Consider the following 16035-nt stretch of genomic DNA (forward strand, 5'->3'; position numbering starts at 1 on the left):
ACGCCGATTCCCGGCTTGCGGCCCCGCGCGGCTGCACCCATCCTGCGCCCATGACGCTGATCAAGCCCAACGCCGCCCATTGGGGTTTCTTCGACGCCGTGGTGCGGGATGGCCGCGTGACGGAGGTGCGCCCCTTCGCGCATGACCCGGCCCCTTCCGCCCTGCTGCGCTCTATGGCGGATGCGGTGCACGCGCCCAGCCGCATCGACCAGCCCTATGTCCGCAAGGGTTGGCTGCGCGGCCAGCGCGCCGGGACGCCGCGCGGCGGCGACGCCTTCATCCCCGTCAGCTGGGAGAAGGCGACCCGCCTGATCGCCGAGGAAGCCGCCCGCATCCGCGCCGAACACGGCGACGAGGCGATCTTCGGCGGTTCCTATGGCTGGTCCTCGGCCGGGCGGTTCCACCATGCCAAGTCGCAGCTGCAGCGCTTCCTGGCGCTGGGCGGGGGCTATACCACCAGCGTCAACGCCTACAGCTATGCCACCGCCCAGGCGCTGCTGCCGCATGTGCTGGGCACCAACGAGGTGCTGCTGGGCAAGGTCACGAGTTGGGAGGCCATCCAGGCCCACGCGAAGATCATGCTGTGCTTCGGCGGGCTCGCGGCCAAGAACGGGCTGGTCAGCGCCGGCGGCGCCGGGGCGCATGACTACATCCCCGCCATGCGCCGCGCCGTGGCGGCCGGGCTGCGCATCGTCAACATCTCCCCCTTCCGCGGCGATACCGAGGAAGATCTGGGCGCCGACTGGGTGCCCATCCGCCCCGGCACCGACACCGCGCTGATGATGGCGATCGCGCATGAGCTGATCGCCCTCGGCCGCGCCGACGAGGCCTTCCTGGCCACCCATTGCGTGGGCTGGGACAGGCTGAAGCCCTCACTGGCCGGCCGCACGCCCGAATGGGCCAGCGCCATCACCGGCGTGCCGGTGGCCACCATCCAGGCCCTGGCGCGCGACCTGGCCCGGCTGCCCTCCATGCTCACCGCCTCCTGGTCCGTGCAGCGGGCGGATTACGGGGAGCAGCCCTATTGGATGCTGGTGGCGCTGGCCGCCATGCTGGGCAGCATCGGCCAGCCGGGCCAGGGCGTGGCCTTCGGCTATGGCTCGATCAACGGCATGGGCACCTCGCGCCGCGACCTGCCCAGCCCCTCCCTGCCCGCGACGCCCAACAAGGTGCAGCGCTTCATCCCGGTGGCGCGCATCGCGGACCTGCTGGAGAATCCGGGCGGCACCCTGCCCTTCAACGGGCGCGACCTGCCGCTGCCCGACATCCGCATGGTGTGGTGGGCGGGCGGCAACCCCTTCCATCACCACCAGGACCTGAACCGGCTGCTACGCGCCTGGTCGAAGCCCGAGACCATCGTGGTGAACGAGCCCTGGTGGACCAGCCTGGCGCGCCACGCCGATATCGTGCTGCCCGCCACCACCACGCTGGAGCGCAACGACCTCGGGGCCTCCGGCCGCGACCGCTTCGTGCGCGCCATGCACCAATGCGTGCCGCCGCAGGGCCTGGCCCGCAACGACCACGACGCGCTGGCCGATGTGGCCGACGCGCTGGGCTATCGCGAACGCTTCACCGAACAGCGCGACGAGATGGCCTGGGTGCGGCACCTGTATGAGCGCTGGCGCGTGAACTGCACCCGCATGGGCTGGGAGCCGCCTGATTTCGAGCAGTTCTGGTCCGAGGGCCATGTGCAGGTCCCGCGGGAGGACGAGCCCTTCACCCAGTTCACCGATTTCGCGGCGGACCCGGAGGCGCATCCCCTCGACACCCCCACCGGCAAGGTGGAGCTGTGGAGCGAGACCATCGCGGGCTTCGCCCTGCCCGATTGCCCGCCGATGCCCAGCTGGCTGCCGCCGCGCGAATCCCTGCTCTCGGCCGCCGAGGACGAGCTGCACCTGCTCTCCCTGCAGCCGCCCACCCGCCTGCATGGCCAGATGGACATGGGCCGCGTGGCCGCCGAGGCGAAGATCCAGGGCCGCGAGCCCATCACCCTGTCCACCGCCGATGCCGCGAAGCGCGGCCTGAAGGAGGGCGACATCGTGCGCGTGTTCAACGCGCGCGGCGCCTGCCTGGGCGGGGTGAAACTGCGCGACGACCTGCTGGAGGGCGTGGCCCTGATGGCGACCGGCGCCTGGTTCGACCCGCTGGAGCCCGGCGTGCCCGGCAGCCTGTGCGTGCACGGCAACCCCAATGTGCTGGCGCCCGACATCGCCACCAGCACCTTGACCCAGGGCCTGTCCGCGCAATCCTGCCTGGTGCGGCTGGAACGCTGGGAAGGCCCGCTGCCGCCGGTGAAAGTTCACGTCCCGCCCCCCATCGAGGTGGAGTGACCCCATTGCCCGGCGGCGGCCAGCGGCCGATATTCGGGCCATGAACCGACGCGGCCTCCTCCTCGCTTCCTCCGGCCTTTTGGCCTCCCCTTTGGCCTCCCCCGCCTTCGCCCAGGGCTATCCCGCGCAGCAGGGCGAGACCCTCGCCAGCGGCTGGCGCATGGATGTGCTGGCGCGATGGGGCGATGCCGTGCTGTCGGACGCGCCCCCCTGGGCGCCGCAATCCCCCGATGCCGAGGCCGCCGCCGCCCAGTTCGGCTGGGATGCCACGCTGCTGGCCGTCTTCACCCCGCCGCGCGCCACCGATGGCGTGCCCCGCGCCGTGGTCGCCGTGGCCCATCCGGGCGTGGACCCGGCCATGATCTATCCCGACGGCCGCGACCGGCCCGAGATCTCGGCCGCCATCCAGGGCGTGTCGATCCTGAACCTGGAACGGCGCGGGCGGTCCTGGGTGCTGTCCTCGGGCGGCTACCAGTCGCGCAAGCTGGGCGCGCGCACCCTGTGCCGGGCGGATGGCCCGGCGGCGGGGCAGCTCGGCGGCGCCATCACCGGCATCTTCGGCGTGGGCGCCGGCTGCGGCGCGGCGGGCCGGCTGCTGCTGGCCGAAAGCCAGGCCAGCGACTGGTCCAACCGCCTGTCCGGCCAGGTCGGCCCCGCCCAGGGCTGGGTGGTGGAGGCCAACCCCTTCGAGCCCTCCGACATTCCGGTGAAGCGCACGGCACTCGGCCGCGCGCCGCAGGCGATCGCGGCGCAGGTCGCCGCCGATGGCAGGCTGGTGGTCTATCTGGCCCATCCCACCGGCCTCGCCCGCTTCATCTCGGCGGACGCCGCGACCTCCCCCGACGCGCTGTCGGCGGGCCAGCTTGCCGCCGCGCGCTTCGCGGGCTCCGACATCAGCTGGGCGCCGCTGGGCGCCGATGCCTGGCAGAACCTGCCCGGCGCGCTGACCCAGGCGGGCGCGCGGCCGCTTTCCCCCGGCGCGGTGCTGGCCGTGGTGGGCGATGCGCTGGTGATCGGCGCGCCGGGCCAGGGGGCTGCCGCCCTGCGGGCCACCGGGGCCGATTCGGCGCGCATCACCTCCCTGGTGCCGGCCAGCCTGGCGGCCGGGCTGTCGGCCCTGGCCCCCGACCAGCGCGGCCAGATCTGGCTGGGTACCGATGCCACCCCCGGCCAGGGCGCGGCCGTGCTGACGCCCGATGGCCGCCCCGCCCTGGTCGCGCCGCGCGGCGCGGGCATCGGCGGGCTGGGCCTGTCGCCCGATGGGGCCTCTCTGTTCACCTGCATCCGCACGCCGGGCTCCGAGCCCGGGCGCAGCTTCGCCCGGCCCGGGACACGCTGGCCGGATTTCACGCCGGGCGTGCCGCCGCGCAGCGCGCTGGTGTCGATCGAGCGGGGGTAGGTGGTGGCCGCCACCAAGGGGCTCCGCCCCCTGGACCCCGGGCAAGGGGCGCCGCCCCTTGCATCCCCGCAAAGGGTTGTAGCAACCCTTTGAACCCATGAGTTTGGCGCCTTACCTTGGCAAGGCCGGCGCCATTTTTATTATAAAATTCAATGGGAAACACCTTCCCAGGACCAGCACCAAACTGGTGGGGTCCAGGGGCCTTTCGGCTCCTGGTGGGGGGAGCCCGAGGGGGGCAAAGCCCCTCTCGGACGGCCCATCCCGCCTTCACCAAAACGTCACACTCCCTGGCCCGCCCCGGGGGCAAAACCCGCCCGTGACTTTGCCGGACACGACCCATGGCGCATGACGACATCGAATTCGAAATCGAGGATATTGGCAGCAACCCGGCCCCCGGCCGGCGCTTCGAGGAGATCGCGGCCGCCCGCTTCTCCCGCCGTGCGGCGCTGATGGGCGCCTCGGCCCTGGCCGCCGCCCCTGCCATTTCCCCTGCCGGGGCGCAGACGCCCCGCACGGGCGGGCCTTCCACCCTGGCCTTCCAGGACATCCCGCATCAGCTCGCCCAGACCGATGCCGTGGCCGAGGGCCATGAGGTGCAGGTGGTGATTCGCTGGGGCGACGCGGTGTTGGCCGGTGCCCCCGCCTTCGACCCCGCCCGCCAGACGCCCGACGCCCAGGCCAAGCAGTTCGGCCAGAACAACGACTTCCTGGCCTTCATGCCGCTGCCGCGCGGCGCCACCGGCTCCGACCACGGGCTGCTGTGGGTGAACCACGAGTATGTCTCGACCGCCTCGATGTTCCCGGGCCTGCCGGCCGGGCTGCGCAACATCCTGGCCGCCAAGACCGAGCTGCAGGCCCGCACCGAGATGATGGCCCATGGCGGCAGCGTGGTGGAGATCCAGCGCAAGGACGGCAAATGGGCCCCGGTGCCGGGCGGGCGGATGAACCGCCGCATCACGGCCGAGACGCCCATGCGCATCTCCGGCCCCGCCGCGGGGCATGAGCGCATGAAGACCAGCGCCGACCCCAGCGGCACCCAGGTTCTGGGCATGCTGAACAACTGCGCGGGCGGCACCACCCCCTGGGGCACCATCCTGACCTGCGAGGAGAACTTCAACACCCTGTTCGGCGGCGGCGCGGCCACCACGGGTGCGCAGGCCGCGGCCTATCGCCGCTATGGCATCCGGGCGCAATCCGCCTATGCCTGGGAACGGTTCGAGCCACGCTTCAACCTGGACCGCGAGCCGAACGAGCCCAACCGCTTCGGCTGGGTGGTGGAGATCGACCCCTTCGACCCCGCCAGCACGCCTATCAAGCGCACGGCGCTCGGCCGCTTCAAGCATGAGGGCTGCACCCACGCGATCGCGCCCGATGGCCGCGTGGTGTTCTACATGGGCGACGACGAGATGAACGACTACGTCTATCGCTTCGTCACCGCCCGCCCCTGGAACCGCGAGAACCCGGCCGCGAACCGCGACCTGCTGGATGAAGGCACGCTGTCGGTCGCCCGCTTCGAGGATGACGGCAAGCTGCGCTGGCTGCCGCTGACCTTCGGCGAGGGCCCGCTGACGCCCGCCAACAACTTCCACAGCCAGGGCGATGTGGTGATCGAGGCGCGCCGCGCCGCCGACCTGCTGGGCGCCACCCCCATGGACCGGCCGGAGGATGTGGAGACCAACCCCGTCAACGGCCGCGTCTATGTGATGCTGACCAACAACAGCGCCCGCGCGGCGGACCGGCTGAACGCCGCCAACCCCCGCCCGCGCAACATCCACGGCCATGTGGTGGAGATCATCCCCCCCGGCGCCGGCACCCCCGGCGTGGACCACGCGGCCCCCGAGGCGCGGTGGGAGATGTTCCTGATGGCCGGCAAGCCCGGCATCGACGCCGGCGCGCGCTATCACCGCGCGACCAGCGAGAGCGGCTGGCTCTCCTGCCCGGACAATTGCGCCTTCGACAGCAAGGGCCGCATCTGGATCGCGACCGACGGCGCGCCGAGCGCGGCGGGCGTGGCCGACGGCCTCTATGCCGCCGATACGGCGGGCGCCGGGCGCGGGCTGACCAAGCTGTTCTACCAGGCGGTGGTGGGGGCCGAGATCTGCGGCCCCTGCTTCACGCCCGACGACACGACGCTGTTCCTGGCCATCCAGCACCCGGCCGAGGGCAGCACCTATGAGAACCCCTCGACGCGCTGGCCGGATTTCGACCCGGCCCTGCCCGCGAGGTCGTCGGTGATCGCGATCGTGAAGAAAGGCGGGGGCGCGGTCGGGAGCTGAGGCGCGGGGGCGTTGCCCCCGGAGCCCCCACCGAGGGGCTCTGCCCCCAAGGGTGCAAAAGACCGAGGGGCTCTGCCCCTCGGCTCCCCGCCAAAGGCCGAAAGGCCCTTGGAACCCAGGAATTGGCGCTTCATCCTCGCAGGTGAGGCGCCAATTTTATATTAAAAATCAATAAGGAACACGTTCCCAAGGCTTGGTACCAACTCCTCGGGGTCCAGGGCCGCTACGGTCCTGGCGGGGATGCAAGGGGCAGCGCCCCTTGCTGGGGGCCCGGGGGCAACGCCCCCGTCCTCACCGCCGCCCGGCCGCGAACCTCACGGCTTCCTCGGCCGCGCGGAACAGGGCCCGTGCCTTGGCCCGGGTTTCCTCATATTCCGCCACCGGGTCGCTGTCCGCCACCACGCCCGCGCCCGCCTGGGCATACAGCACCCCATCCTTCACCAGCGCGGTGCGCAGGCCGATGCAGGTGTCCATGTTCCCATCCGCGCCGAAATAGCCGAAGCCGCCGGCGTAGATGCCCCGGCGGGAGGGCTCCAGCTCCTCGATGATTTCCATCGCGCGCACCTTGGGGGCGCCTGTCAGCGTGCCGGCGGGGAAGCCCGCGGCCAGGGCATCCAGCGCGCCCTTGCCCTCCGCGATGCGGCCCTGCACTTCGGAGGCGATGTGCATCACCTGGCTGTAGCGTTCGATGCGGAACTGCGCCGTCACCTTCACGCTGCGGGGGGCGGCGACGCGGCCCACATCATTGCGGCCGAGGTCGAGCAGCATCAGGTGCTCGGCGCGTTCCTTGGGGTCGGCCAGCAGCTCGACTTCCAGCGCCTGATCTTCCTCGGGCGTGGCACCCCGGCGGCGGGTGCCGGCCAGGGGGCGGATGGTCACCACATTGTCCTTCAGCTGCACCAGGATTTCCGGGCTGGCGCCCACGGCCGAAAAGCCGCCGAAATCGAAATGGAACAGGTAGGGCGCCGGGTTGATCCGCCGCAGCGCGCGGTACAGGGCGAAGGGCGGCAGGGCGAAGGGGACCGAGAAGCGCTGGCTGGGCACCACCTGGAACACGTCGCCGGCGCGGATGTATTCCTTCGCGCGCTCGACCGCGGCGATGAAGCCTTCCTTGGTGAAGTTGCTGCTGGGCTCGCCCGGGGCGGGCAGGCGCGCGGACGGGGCCGGGCGCGGCAGCGGGCGGTCCAGCGCTTCCTCGGCGGCGTCCAGCCGGGCCTGGGCGTCGGCCTCGCTTTCCCCAGGCCAGCAGGTGGTGGCCAGGATCAGCACGTCGCGCACATGGTCGAACACGGCCATCAGCGTGGGGCGGATCAGCACCGCCTCGGGAATGCCCAGCACGTCGGGGTTGGTGGCGGGCAGGCGCTCGATCTGGCGCACCATGTCATAGCCCAGATAGCCGAACAGCCCGGCGCAGATGCCCGGCAGGCCGGCGGGCAGTTCCATCCGGCCCTCGGCGATCAGCGCCTCCAGGCTTTCCAGCGGCGGGCGTTCGTCGGGCACGAAGGCGTGGGGGGCCGTCAGGGCGTGGCGGTTCACCTCCGCCTGGCCGTTCCGGCAGCGCCAGATCAGGTCGGGCGCCATGCCGATGGCGGAAAAGCGCCCGCGCGCGGCCCCGCCCTCGACGCTTTCCAGCAGGAAGGCGTTGGGCTTGCCCTCCGCCAGCTTCAGGAAGGCGCCGACGGGGGTTTCCAGGTCGCTCACCCGCTCACGCCACAGCACCCGCGCGGTGGCGCGGGTGGCGGGGCTCTGGGTGGCGGTCTGGGTCACGGTCATATCCTTTGGGTGGGTTACTCGGCCGCCAGCTGGTTCAGCAGGCGGGTGTTGATGCGCACGTCCGCGCGGGCGCGGATGGCGGCCATGAACTGCGCCTCGATATCCTCGGCGATGGCGGTGTCCGTGTCGCTCTTGATCGTGGCGGCAGGGTCGGCGGGGGCTTCCTCGCCCTCGGCGGGGGCGGCCACCGGGGCGGCGGGGGGGTGGGTCACGCCCGCCAACTCCACCACCGCGAAGGCGACGGGGGACGGGATCATGGTGATCTCGTTCACCCGCAGCTCGAAGATGGGCGCCAGGTATTCGCGCGGGATCGGGTTGGTGGGCCCGGCTTCACGCGGGAAGGGGCCCAGCTCCTCGACCGGGATATTGGCCTCACGCGCCGCGTCGGTCAGGTTCTTGCCGGCGCGGGTGGCCGCGATCAGGGCGGCGGCGCGCTGCTCTTGATAGCGGCGGCGCGCGTCCTGGAGATAGGCGCGCAGCACCTGCTCCCGCACCTCGGCTAGCGGGCGCAGGGCGGCGGGGGTCACTTCCTTCACCTCGATCGCGGCGAAGCCGTATTCGCCCTCGGCCAGGTGCGGGGCCGCGGCGCGCTCGGCGGAGAAGATGTCCCGCAGCAGGGCGGCGCGGGCGGCGGCAGGGATGGGCAGCGCCACATCGCGGCCGTCGCGGCCCTTGCCCTGCGCGTCCAGCTCCACCGCAACATATTGCAGGCTGTGCGCGCGGGAGGTCTCCTCGACGCTCTCCCCGCCCGACAGCCCGTCCTGCACGGCGTTCACGCGGCGCAGCGCCTCATCGGCGGCCTTTTCGGCCGCGACCTCGGCGCGCAGCTCGTCGCGCACCTCCGCCAGCGGGCGGGTGGCGCCCGCCTGGGTGATGTGGGCGCGCAGCACATGCCAGCCGAAGGGGCTGCGCACGGGGGCGGAGACGGCATTGTCCGCCAGGGAGAAGGCGGCCTCGGCCAGTTCGGGCACCGGCAGGGCGCCGCGCTCCACCTCGCCCAGGTCGCTGTAGATGCCCTGGGCGGCCTCGACGGCGGCGGCGATGCCCTCGGGGTTCGCGCGCCATGCCTCGGCGATGCGCTGGGCGGCGGCCTCATCCTGCAGCAGGGCCTGCTGCACCTGGCGCTTCTCCGGGGTCTCGAAGCGCGCGCGATGGGCGGCGTAGGCCTCCTCGATCTCGGCGTCGCTCACCTGCATCTGCGGCGTCAGGATGGCGGCGTTCAGCAGGCCGAGCGCCACTTGGCGGTATTCCGGAGCGCTGAAACGGTCGGCGTTGTTCTCATGGAAGCGTTCGAGTTGGGCGTCGGTGGGGGCCTCCGGCTCCGGCGCGTCGGCCACGCGCAGTTCCACCAGCCGCACGCTGCGCTGCTCCCGCTGCCAGGCCAGCAGGCGGTCGGTCAGCAGAGAGGGGGCGGTGGCGCCGGCGCGCACCGCGTTCACGATCTGCTGGCGCGCCAGGTCGCGGCGCAGCAGTTCCAGGAACTGGCCCTCGGTCAGGCCATTGCCCGCCAGGAAGCTGTCGAACTGGATGCGGGAGAAGCGGCCATCCGTGCCCTGGAAGCCCGGGATGGCGAAGACATAGTCGCGGGCGGCGGTGTCGGGTACGGCCACGCGCATGCGCTGGATCTCGCGCGCCAGCACCCGGTCGGTCACCAGCGATTCGACCGCCTGCTGGGCCACCGCCGCGCGAATGCGCGCGTCGGGCTGCAGGCGCCCCTCGGTCAGGCGCGTCAGGCGCTGCAATTCGCGCCGGGCGGCGTCCTGCGCCTCCAGGAATTCGACGGTCTGGCCGTCCACCCTGGCCACGGCGGTATCCACCCCCATGCTGCGCAGCATGTCGGCGATACCCCAGGCCCCGAAGGACGCGATGAGGAGGATAAAGAGCACCTTGGCGAACCAGGTGCCGGCCAGGGCCCGGAGAGCTGTCAGCATGATGGCCCCGCATAGCCCGGCTGAGCCCGCTTGCCAAACCGGGCATCTGGCCCGAATAGCAGATCAGGGGTGGTATTCCGTGACGATGCGCCTTTTTCGTGGGGGCATCGGGGCACGGGCCTGTAGGAGAGAGACATGACGCCAGGCATCCGGCCGCTCATCGCCGGCAATTGGAAGATGAACGGCGATTGGCGCAGCGCTCGCGACCTGGCGGAGGCCCTGCGCGCGGCCGCCCCGGGGCTGGACGCCGCCCTGCTGGTCTGCCCCCCCTTCCTGCATGTGCAGCCCGTGGCCGCCGCCCTGCTGGGCAGCCCCGTGGCCGTGGGCGGGCAGGATTGCCACGCGAGGAATTCCGGCGCGCATACCGGCGACATCGCAGCCCCCATGCTGCGCGATGCCGGCGCCACCCATGTCATCCTTGGCCATTCCGAGCGCCGGGCGGACCACGCGGAGTCGAGCGCCCAGGTCCGCGCCAAGACCGAGGCGGCACTCGCCGCCGGCCTCACCCCCGTGGTCTGCGTGGGTGAGACGGAGGCCGAGCGCCTGGCCGGCGAGCATGAGGCCGTGGTCGGCCGCCAGCTGGAGGAAAGCCTGCCGCTGGGCTTCATCACCTCCGGCGGGATCGTGGCCTATGAGCCGGTCTGGGCGATCGGCACCGGCCGCACCCCCACCGAGGACGACATCGCCGCCATGCATCGCTTCATGCGCCATGCGCTGGTGAACAGCTGGGGCCCCACGGCGCAGATCACCCGGCTGCTGTATGGCGGGTCGGTGAAACCCTCCAACGCGGCGGCCATCCTGGCCCTGCCGGATGTGGATGGCGCGCTGGTCGGCGGTGCCTCGCTGGTCGCGGCCGACTTCCTGGCCATTGCCCGCGCCGTCCCGCAAGAGTAAAGGCGGCCCATGTCCACCGTTCTGCTCGTCCTGCACATCTTCGTCACCATTGCGCTCATCGGCCTCGTGCTGATCCAGCGCAGTGAGGGTGGCGGCCTCGGCATCGGCTCCTCCCAGGGGATGGGCTCCTTCATGGGCGGGCGCGGCACGGCCAACCTGCTGACGCGCGCCACCGCCATCCTGGGCACGGCCTTCTTCGTGCTGGCGCTGATGCTGGCGGTGCTGGACCGGGGCACGGCGCGCCGCGCCTCCATCCTGGATGCCCCGGCCCCCGCCGCCGCACCCACGGCGCCGGCCGCCCCCGCCATCCCGGCCCCCGCCACCAACTGAGGCTGCCCATGCCCCACCCCGCCCCGCGCCGGTTCATCCTCCGGCGCGCCGTGGCGGCGCTGGGGCTATGCCTTTTCCTGCATGCGCCGGCCTCGGCGCAGGACGCCCCGCGCCGCTCGCCCGCGGCCATCGCCGCCCCGCACCCGCTGGCCGCCGAGGCCGGCATGGCCATGCTGCGCGCCGGTGGCAACGCACTAGACGCGGCCATCGCTATCCAGGCCATGCTGACGCTGGTGGAGCCGCAATCCTCGGGCATCGGCGGCGGCGCCTTCCTGCTGCATTTCGACGCCGCCACGCGCACGACCCAGGCCTGGGACGGGCGGGAAACCGCGCCCGCCGCCGCGCGCGGCGACCTGTTCCTGGTGAATGGGGAGCCCATGCCCTTCCGCCAGGCCGTGATCGGCGGCCGCAGCGTGGGCGTGCCCGGCGTGATGCGCATGCTGGAGGCCGCCCACCGCCAGCACGGCCGCCTGCCCTGGGCCCAGCTGTTCGCCCCGGCCATCCAGCGCGCGGAGGAAGGCTTCCCTGTCTCCGCCCGCCTCGCCCAGGCCATCGCGGCGGAGGCCGAGCCCCTGCGCCAGGACCCAGGGCTGGCCGCGATGCTGTTCGCCCGCGACGGCACGCCCCTGGCCGAGGGTGCCACGCTGAAGAACCCCGCCTTGGCCGCCACGCTGCGCGCCGTGGCCGAACAAGGTGCGGACGCCCTGCATCGCGGCCCGATCGCGGCCGAGATCGCCCGCGTGGTGCGCGGCCACGCCAACCCTGGCATGATGACGGGCGACGACCTGGCGGGCTACGCGCCCCGCCGGGCGGGGGCGCTGTGCCGGCCCTACCGGGAGTTCCGCGTCTGCGTGCCGCCGCCGCCCTCGGGCGGGCTGGTGGTGCTGCAGATCCTGGCGCTGCTGGAACACACCCCCCTGCCCCAGCTGGCCCCCGCCAGCGCCGAGGCCACGCTGCTGCTGGCCGATGCCGGACGGCTGGCCTTCGCCGACCGCAACCGCTGGCTGGCGGACCCGGCGGACCTGCCCGTGCCCGTCGCCGGGCTGCTGGAAGGCGCCTATGTCACCGCCCGCGCCCAGGCGCTGGACCCGCTGCGGGCCATCGCGCATCCGCGCCACGGCAACCCGCGCTTCGGCATCCCCGCCGCCCCCCAGCCGCCGCAGCCCGAGGCCGGGACCGCGCATCTGTCCATCATCGACGGCGACGGCAATGCCGTGGCCATGACCACGACGGTGGAGGGGCCCTTCGGCGCGCACATCTCCGTGGGCGGCTTCGTACTGAACAATGAGCTGACCGATTTCTCCTTCCGGCCGGAGATCGACAACCTGCCCGTGGCCAACCGGGTGGCGGGGGGCAAGCGCCCGCGCTCCTCCATGGCGCCCGCGCTGGTCTTCGATGGGCAGGGGCGGCTGGTGGCGGTGGCGGGCTCGCCGGGGGGCTCGCGCATCATAGGCTATGTGGCGCAGGCGCTGGTGGCGATGCTGGACTGGAACCTGGACCCGGCGGCGGCGGCCGCCCTGCCGCATGTGGGCCCGGCCAGCACCCAGGTGGAGCTGGAGGAAGGCACCGCTATCGCGCGGCTGGCGCCCACGCTGCAGGGCCGAGGCCTGCCGCTGCATGTCACGGGCATGCCCTCCGGCCTCAACCTGCTGCGGGTGCGGCGGGAGGGGAACGAGACGCGCATCCTGGGCGGCGCCGACCCCCGGCGTGAGGGCGTGGTGCTCACCGAGTGATCGGGAGCACGAAGGGTGTGTGCCGCATTGCCCTTCGTGCCCCCTGCGCCGCCGGGCTGCCCGCCCGGCGATGCCTGGTTCAGGCGGTCTGCAAGGCCTCGCCCTTGATGGTCACGCGGCTGCCGCGGCGCACATGCGGGAAGTAGTCCCAGATCGCCAGGTGCTGCACCGCCCGGTTGTCCCAGAACGCCACGGATTGCGGCTGCCACTGGAAGCGGACCTGCCAGTCCGGCTTCTCGATATGCGCGTAGAGGTGGCCGAGGATGGCGTCGCTCTCCTCCTCGCTCACCTCGTTGATGCGGTAGGTGAACAGGCGGTTCACATACAGCGCCTTGCGGCCCGAGATCGGGTGGCGGATCACCACCGGGTGGATCGCCCGCGGGAAAACCTTGCCCCGGTCGTCGATGCCGTTCAGCGCGTTGCGGCGGCGATAGTTGCGCTCACCGGCATGCAGCGCGGTCAGCCCTTCCAGATAGGTCTTCAGGCGCGGCGACAGCGCCTCATAGGCGGCGTAGTTGCTGGCGAACAGCGTGTCCCCGCCCAGGGGCGGCGTGACATGCAGGTGCAGGACGGAGCCCAGCGGCGGTTCCTGGTGGCATGAGACGTCGCTGTGCCAGCGCTCGCCCGCCACGACCTTGCTGTTGGCATCGGCGTGGATCGGCAGAATCTCCGGATGGCCATCCGGGCCCGGGGTGTTGGGGTGGATGTCCAGCTCCCCGAAATAGCGGCCGAAGCGCTTCTGGCTGTCATGGTCGAAGCGCTGCTCCCGGAAGAACAGCACGCCGAATTCGCCCAGCGCCCTACGCAGCTCCTCCACCTGGCTGTTGCTCAGGGGGCGGGTGATGTCGATGTCCCGGATCTCGGCGCCCAGATGCGGCGAGATCCGGCGGGGGTTCAGGGCGGTGTAGCTCAAGGCGTTTCTCCGTTCTTGGGCGGCGGCAGGTCGAGCGGATCTTCCTGCAACAGGGTCGCGGCGCCGATCAGCACGAACAGCGCCTGGGTCAGCAGGCGCCGCCACCGGCCCTGGTTCGGCGGCGCGGGGGGCAAGGTTTCGCGCGCCAGCAGGGCGGCCACGCGGGCATCGGCCTCCGCCAGCGCCTGATGCAGGGCCTGGCCGGCCCCGCCCTCATCGGGGCGGATGTGGCCGGGGCAGATCAGCCGGGCGCTAACCATGGCTGGCATCCGCCAGCGCGTGCTTCAGCCCGCGCGCCCGCACGGCCGCCCGGGTCGCGCGCAGCAGGGAATGGCCGTATTCCACCGCGTCCTCCAGCGGGTCGAAGCCGCGGATCAGGAAGGTGGAGACCCCGATCTCCGCATAGTCGGCCAGGGCGTCGGCCACCTCCTCCGGCGTGCCGACCAGGGCGGTGGTGTTGGCCCCCGAGACCAGGCGCGAGCCCACGGAACCGCCCGCCCCCGCCCGGTTCTCCACCACCACCGGCACGCCCAGGCGCTGGGTCAGCGCGCGGGACATGAGGCGGGAGGTGTTGTCGTTCGTGGCCCCGGGCGGATAGGGGCTGACGTACCGGATGGGCCTGCTCGGGTAGCCCTCTTGCGCGAGGGCCGGGCCCAGGGCCGGAAAAGCGAGCAGGGGCGCGCCCAGCAGCGCGCGGCGCGGGAAGATCATGACTGCACCAATCCGAGCAGGGAGATGAGGGTGAGGATGAGGGCCAGCGCCAGCGCGCCCCGGAAGGCCAGCGCGATCATGCCGCGGCCCTCGCCAGGGCCGCGCGGCCGGCGCCCTGGGCGGCGGCATCGGCGGTGGGCACATGCACCCGGGCGCATTGCACGTCGCGCCAATGGCGCTCCAGCGGGTTGGCGCGGTCCAGCGCGTGGTTGCCCGCCAGCGCCGCCGCGCGGTCCACGATCCCGATCGCCAGCCGCGCCAGCTGCGCCTTGATCGCTCCGCTTTCCTCCGGCCCCGGCGCGCGGCCGGCATCGGTGTCCGTGGCCAGGGAGCGGATGACCCGGCGCGCGGTGATGCGCCGCAACTCGATCTCGCCCGCCGCCTGCTGCACGGTGGCCAGCGCCGAGAGCGGCTGCGGCAGGCCGGAAGGCTGGCGGTTGTTGAGGAAGCCCAGCACCCAGTCCCGCGCGGCCTCCGCCACGCCCAGATAGACGGCGGAGACGATCACGGCGTTCCAGGCGGCCTGCACCTCGTCCCGCGCGCCCCAGACGGCGGCCGGCGCCAGGCCCGCGGCGTGCTCGGGCGGCACCGCCACATCCCGGAACACCACGTCATGGCTGCCGGAACCGCGCAGGCCCAGATGGTTCCAGGCTTCCCGGATCTCGACCCCCGGGGCGGAGGCGGGCACCAGGAAGCTGCCGATGCGCGGCTCCTCCTCATCGGTGCGGGCCACGACCTCCAGGAAGCGCAGGCCGGGCGCGCCGGTGACGTAGCGCTTGTGGCCGGAGATCAGCCAGCCCTTGGGCCCGCGCCGGGCGATGGTGCCGGGCAGCCCGCCCCGGGTGGGGGAGCCGAGCTCGGGCTCCGCGCGGGCGGCGTTGATCAGCGCGCCCTCGGTCACCGCCAGCCGGCCCAGGGCCTCGCGCAGCGCGGGGGTATAGCCCGCGCCGCCGCGCGCCAGCGCCGCGTGCTTGGAAAACTGCATCGCCACCACTAGCGCGGTCGCCGGGCAGGCGGCGCCCAGGGCCTGGATGGCCTCGCTGGCCTGCGCGAGCCCGGCCCCGCCGCCGCCCAGCGCGCGCGGCACGGTCAGGGCCAGCACGCCCGCCTCATGCAGCCGCGCCAGCGCCGCGAAGGGGAAGGTGCCGTCGCGGTCATGGGCGGGCGCCTCGGCGGCGATGGCGATCAGGGCGGCATGGTCGGTGATGGGAATGGAACGGCGCATGGCGGGCATCCGGGCATGGAGAGGGCGGGAAGGGGTGGAAGCGGGCGTGTCAGGCCCGACACCCCCGGCCCCGGATGCGACGGACAAGGGTACGGATGGCTGCGAGGTGCATGCGAGGCTCCTTGCGATCCTGATCGTGGAAATCGTTAATCACTGTCAGTTCGGAAAAATTGGCCGGAGCCGAAGCTCCGGCCGAGTGTTGGGAGGTAACGCCAGTCACGGTGTCGCCATGCAACGGCGCCAAGGGGGTGCCCCGGGGCCGCTCCGCCGGCGACGAGCGGAGATGGGTGCGGCGGATAGCGCGGAATGTATGGAGGCGGCCGAGGGTGTGCCCAGGCTCAGCGCCCGCGCGGACATCGCGGGGCGGAAGGTGGCGGGGAGAGGGCTCGATGGCTCGGCATGGGCGGAGTTTCACACGTAATTTTTTGTATGTCAATATATATACGTTTTTTAAAAGTTTTAATCGTCGCACCACAGTCGATTGATTTTATGGATTTTATTGTCGGTCCGCAGCAGATCG

12 protein-coding genes are annotated in these 16035 nt (G+C 72.3%); 6 read left to right on the forward strand and 6 right to left on the reverse strand.

Translation table 11 applies throughout. The features are described 5' to 3' along the window. Positions 1–50 precede the first annotated feature (50 nt). The 3 genes from GT007_RS07360 (at position 51) to GT007_RS07370 (ending at position 6005) form a co-directional block, all read left to right on the forward strand. A complete protein-coding gene (locus GT007_RS07360) occupies positions 51–2330 on the forward strand; it encodes a molybdopterin-dependent oxidoreductase (RefSeq protein WP_160120954.1) in 2280 nt (759 codons plus the stop codon). Between the two features lie 40 nt (positions 2331–2370). Further along, positions 2371–3729, forward strand: coding sequence for an alkaline phosphatase PhoX (locus tag GT007_RS07365; RefSeq protein ID WP_160120955.1), 1359 nt, complete (start codon positions 2371–2373; stop codon positions 3727–3729). A 338-nt stretch (positions 3730–4067) separates the two neighbouring features. Next, positions 4068–6005 carry a PhoX family protein gene (locus GT007_RS07370; RefSeq protein ID WP_160120956.1) on the forward strand — a complete coding sequence of 646 codons (1938 nt, stop codon included), beginning with the start codon at positions 4068–4070 and terminating at the stop codon, positions 6003–6005. Positions 6006–6296: 291 nt separating this feature from the next. On the opposite strand, the gene trpE is transcribed toward GT007_RS07370, so the two are convergent. After that, positions 6297–7778: an anthranilate synthase component I gene (gene trpE / locus GT007_RS07375; RefSeq protein ID WP_160120957.1), complete on the reverse strand. Its 1482-nt coding sequence runs from the start codon at positions 7776–7778 to the stop codon at positions 6297–6299. 14 nt (positions 7779–7792) lie between these two features. Continuing rightward, positions 7793–9709 carry a SurA N-terminal domain-containing protein gene (locus tag GT007_RS07380; RefSeq protein WP_160120958.1) on the reverse strand — a complete coding sequence of 639 codons (1917 nt, stop codon included), beginning with the start codon at positions 9707–9709 and terminating at the stop codon, positions 7793–7795. Between the two features lie 147 nt (positions 9710–9856). Here GT007_RS07380 and tpiA point away from each other — a divergent pair, with 147 nt between their 5' ends. From tpiA to ggt, 3 genes are read left to right on the forward strand one after another with little or no spacing between them, the layout of a single operon-like run. Continuing rightward, positions 9857–10603 carry a triose-phosphate isomerase gene (tpiA, locus tag GT007_RS07385; RefSeq protein ID WP_201451829.1) on the forward strand — a complete coding sequence of 249 codons (747 nt, stop codon included), beginning with the start codon at positions 9857–9859 and terminating at the stop codon, positions 10601–10603. A gap of 9 nt (positions 10604–10612) precedes the next feature. Then, a complete protein-coding gene (gene secG, locus GT007_RS07390) occupies positions 10613–10933 on the forward strand; it encodes a preprotein translocase subunit SecG (protein WP_160120960.1) in 321 nt (106 codons plus the stop codon). Between the two features lie 8 nt (positions 10934–10941). After that, positions 10942–12666, forward strand: coding sequence for a gamma-glutamyltransferase (ggt, locus tag GT007_RS07395; RefSeq protein ID WP_160120961.1), 1725 nt, complete (start codon positions 10942–10944; stop codon positions 12664–12666). 79 nt (positions 12667–12745) lie between these two features. On the opposite strand, the gene GT007_RS07400 is transcribed toward ggt, so the two are convergent. The 4 genes from GT007_RS07400 to GT007_RS07415 form a co-directional block, all read right to left on the reverse strand. Beyond that, entirely contained in the window at positions 12746–13579 is an 834-nt protein-coding gene (locus tag GT007_RS07400) for a TauD/TfdA dioxygenase family protein (protein ID WP_160120962.1), read from the reverse strand. Then, entirely contained in the window at positions 13576–13839 is a 264-nt protein-coding gene (locus GT007_RS07405) for a hypothetical protein (protein WP_160120963.1), read from the reverse strand. The genes GT007_RS07400 and GT007_RS07405 overlap by 4 nt, the downstream gene beginning before the upstream one ends. Next, positions 13832–14290: a Bug family tripartite tricarboxylate transporter substrate binding protein gene (locus GT007_RS22925; protein ID WP_201451827.1), complete on the reverse strand. Its 459-nt coding sequence runs from the start codon at positions 14288–14290 to the stop codon at positions 13832–13834. The genes GT007_RS07405 and GT007_RS22925 overlap by 8 nt, the downstream gene beginning before the upstream one ends. A 76-nt stretch (positions 14291–14366) precedes the next feature. Continuing rightward, the gene (locus GT007_RS07415) at positions 14367–15515 is read right to left on the reverse strand and encodes an acyl-CoA dehydrogenase family protein (protein WP_160120965.1); all 1149 of its coding nucleotides are present in this window, start codon (positions 15513–15515) and stop codon (positions 14367–14369) included. Between the last annotated feature and the right edge of the window lie 520 nt (positions 15516–16035).

This window comes from Rhodovarius lipocyclicus, from assembly GCF_009900765.1.
Classification (GTDB): domain Bacteria; phylum Pseudomonadota; class Alphaproteobacteria; order Acetobacterales; family Acetobacteraceae; genus Rhodovarius; species Rhodovarius lipocyclicus.

Excerpts from the sequence above, each read along its gene's own strand:
- GT007_RS07360 (WP_160120954.1), top strand. The coding sequence starts at position 51 with ATGACGCTGATCAAGCCCAACGCCGCCCATTGGGGTTTCTTCGACGCC.
- GT007_RS07365 (WP_160120955.1), top strand. The coding sequence starts at position 2,371 with ATGAACCGACGCGGCCTCCTCCTCGCTTCCTCCGGCCTTTTGGCCTCC.
- GT007_RS07370 (WP_160120956.1), top strand. The coding sequence starts at position 4,068 with ATGGCGCATGACGACATCGAATTCGAAATCGAGGATATTGGCAGCAAC.
- trpE (WP_160120957.1), bottom strand. The coding sequence starts at position 7,778 with ATGACCGTGACCCAGACCGCCACCCAGAGCCCCGCCACCCGCGCCACC.
- GT007_RS07380 (WP_160120958.1), bottom strand. The coding sequence starts at position 9,709 with ATGCTGACAGCTCTCCGGGCCCTGGCCGGCACCTGGTTCGCCAAGGTG.
- secG (WP_160120960.1), top strand. The coding sequence starts at position 10,613 with ATGTCCACCGTTCTGCTCGTCCTGCACATCTTCGTCACCATTGCGCTC.
- ggt (WP_160120961.1), top strand. The coding sequence starts at position 10,942 with ATGCCCCACCCCGCCCCGCGCCGGTTCATCCTCCGGCGCGCCGTGGCG.
- GT007_RS07405 (WP_160120963.1), bottom strand. The coding sequence starts at position 13,839 with ATGGTTAGCGCCCGGCTGATCTGCCCCGGCCACATCCGCCCCGATGAG.
- GT007_RS22925 (WP_201451827.1), bottom strand. The coding sequence starts at position 14,290 with ATGATCTTCCCGCGCCGCGCGCTGCTGGGCGCGCCCCTGCTCGCTTTT.
- GT007_RS07415 (WP_160120965.1), bottom strand. The coding sequence starts at position 15,515 with ATGCGCCGTTCCATTCCCATCACCGACCATGCCGCCCTGATCGCCATC.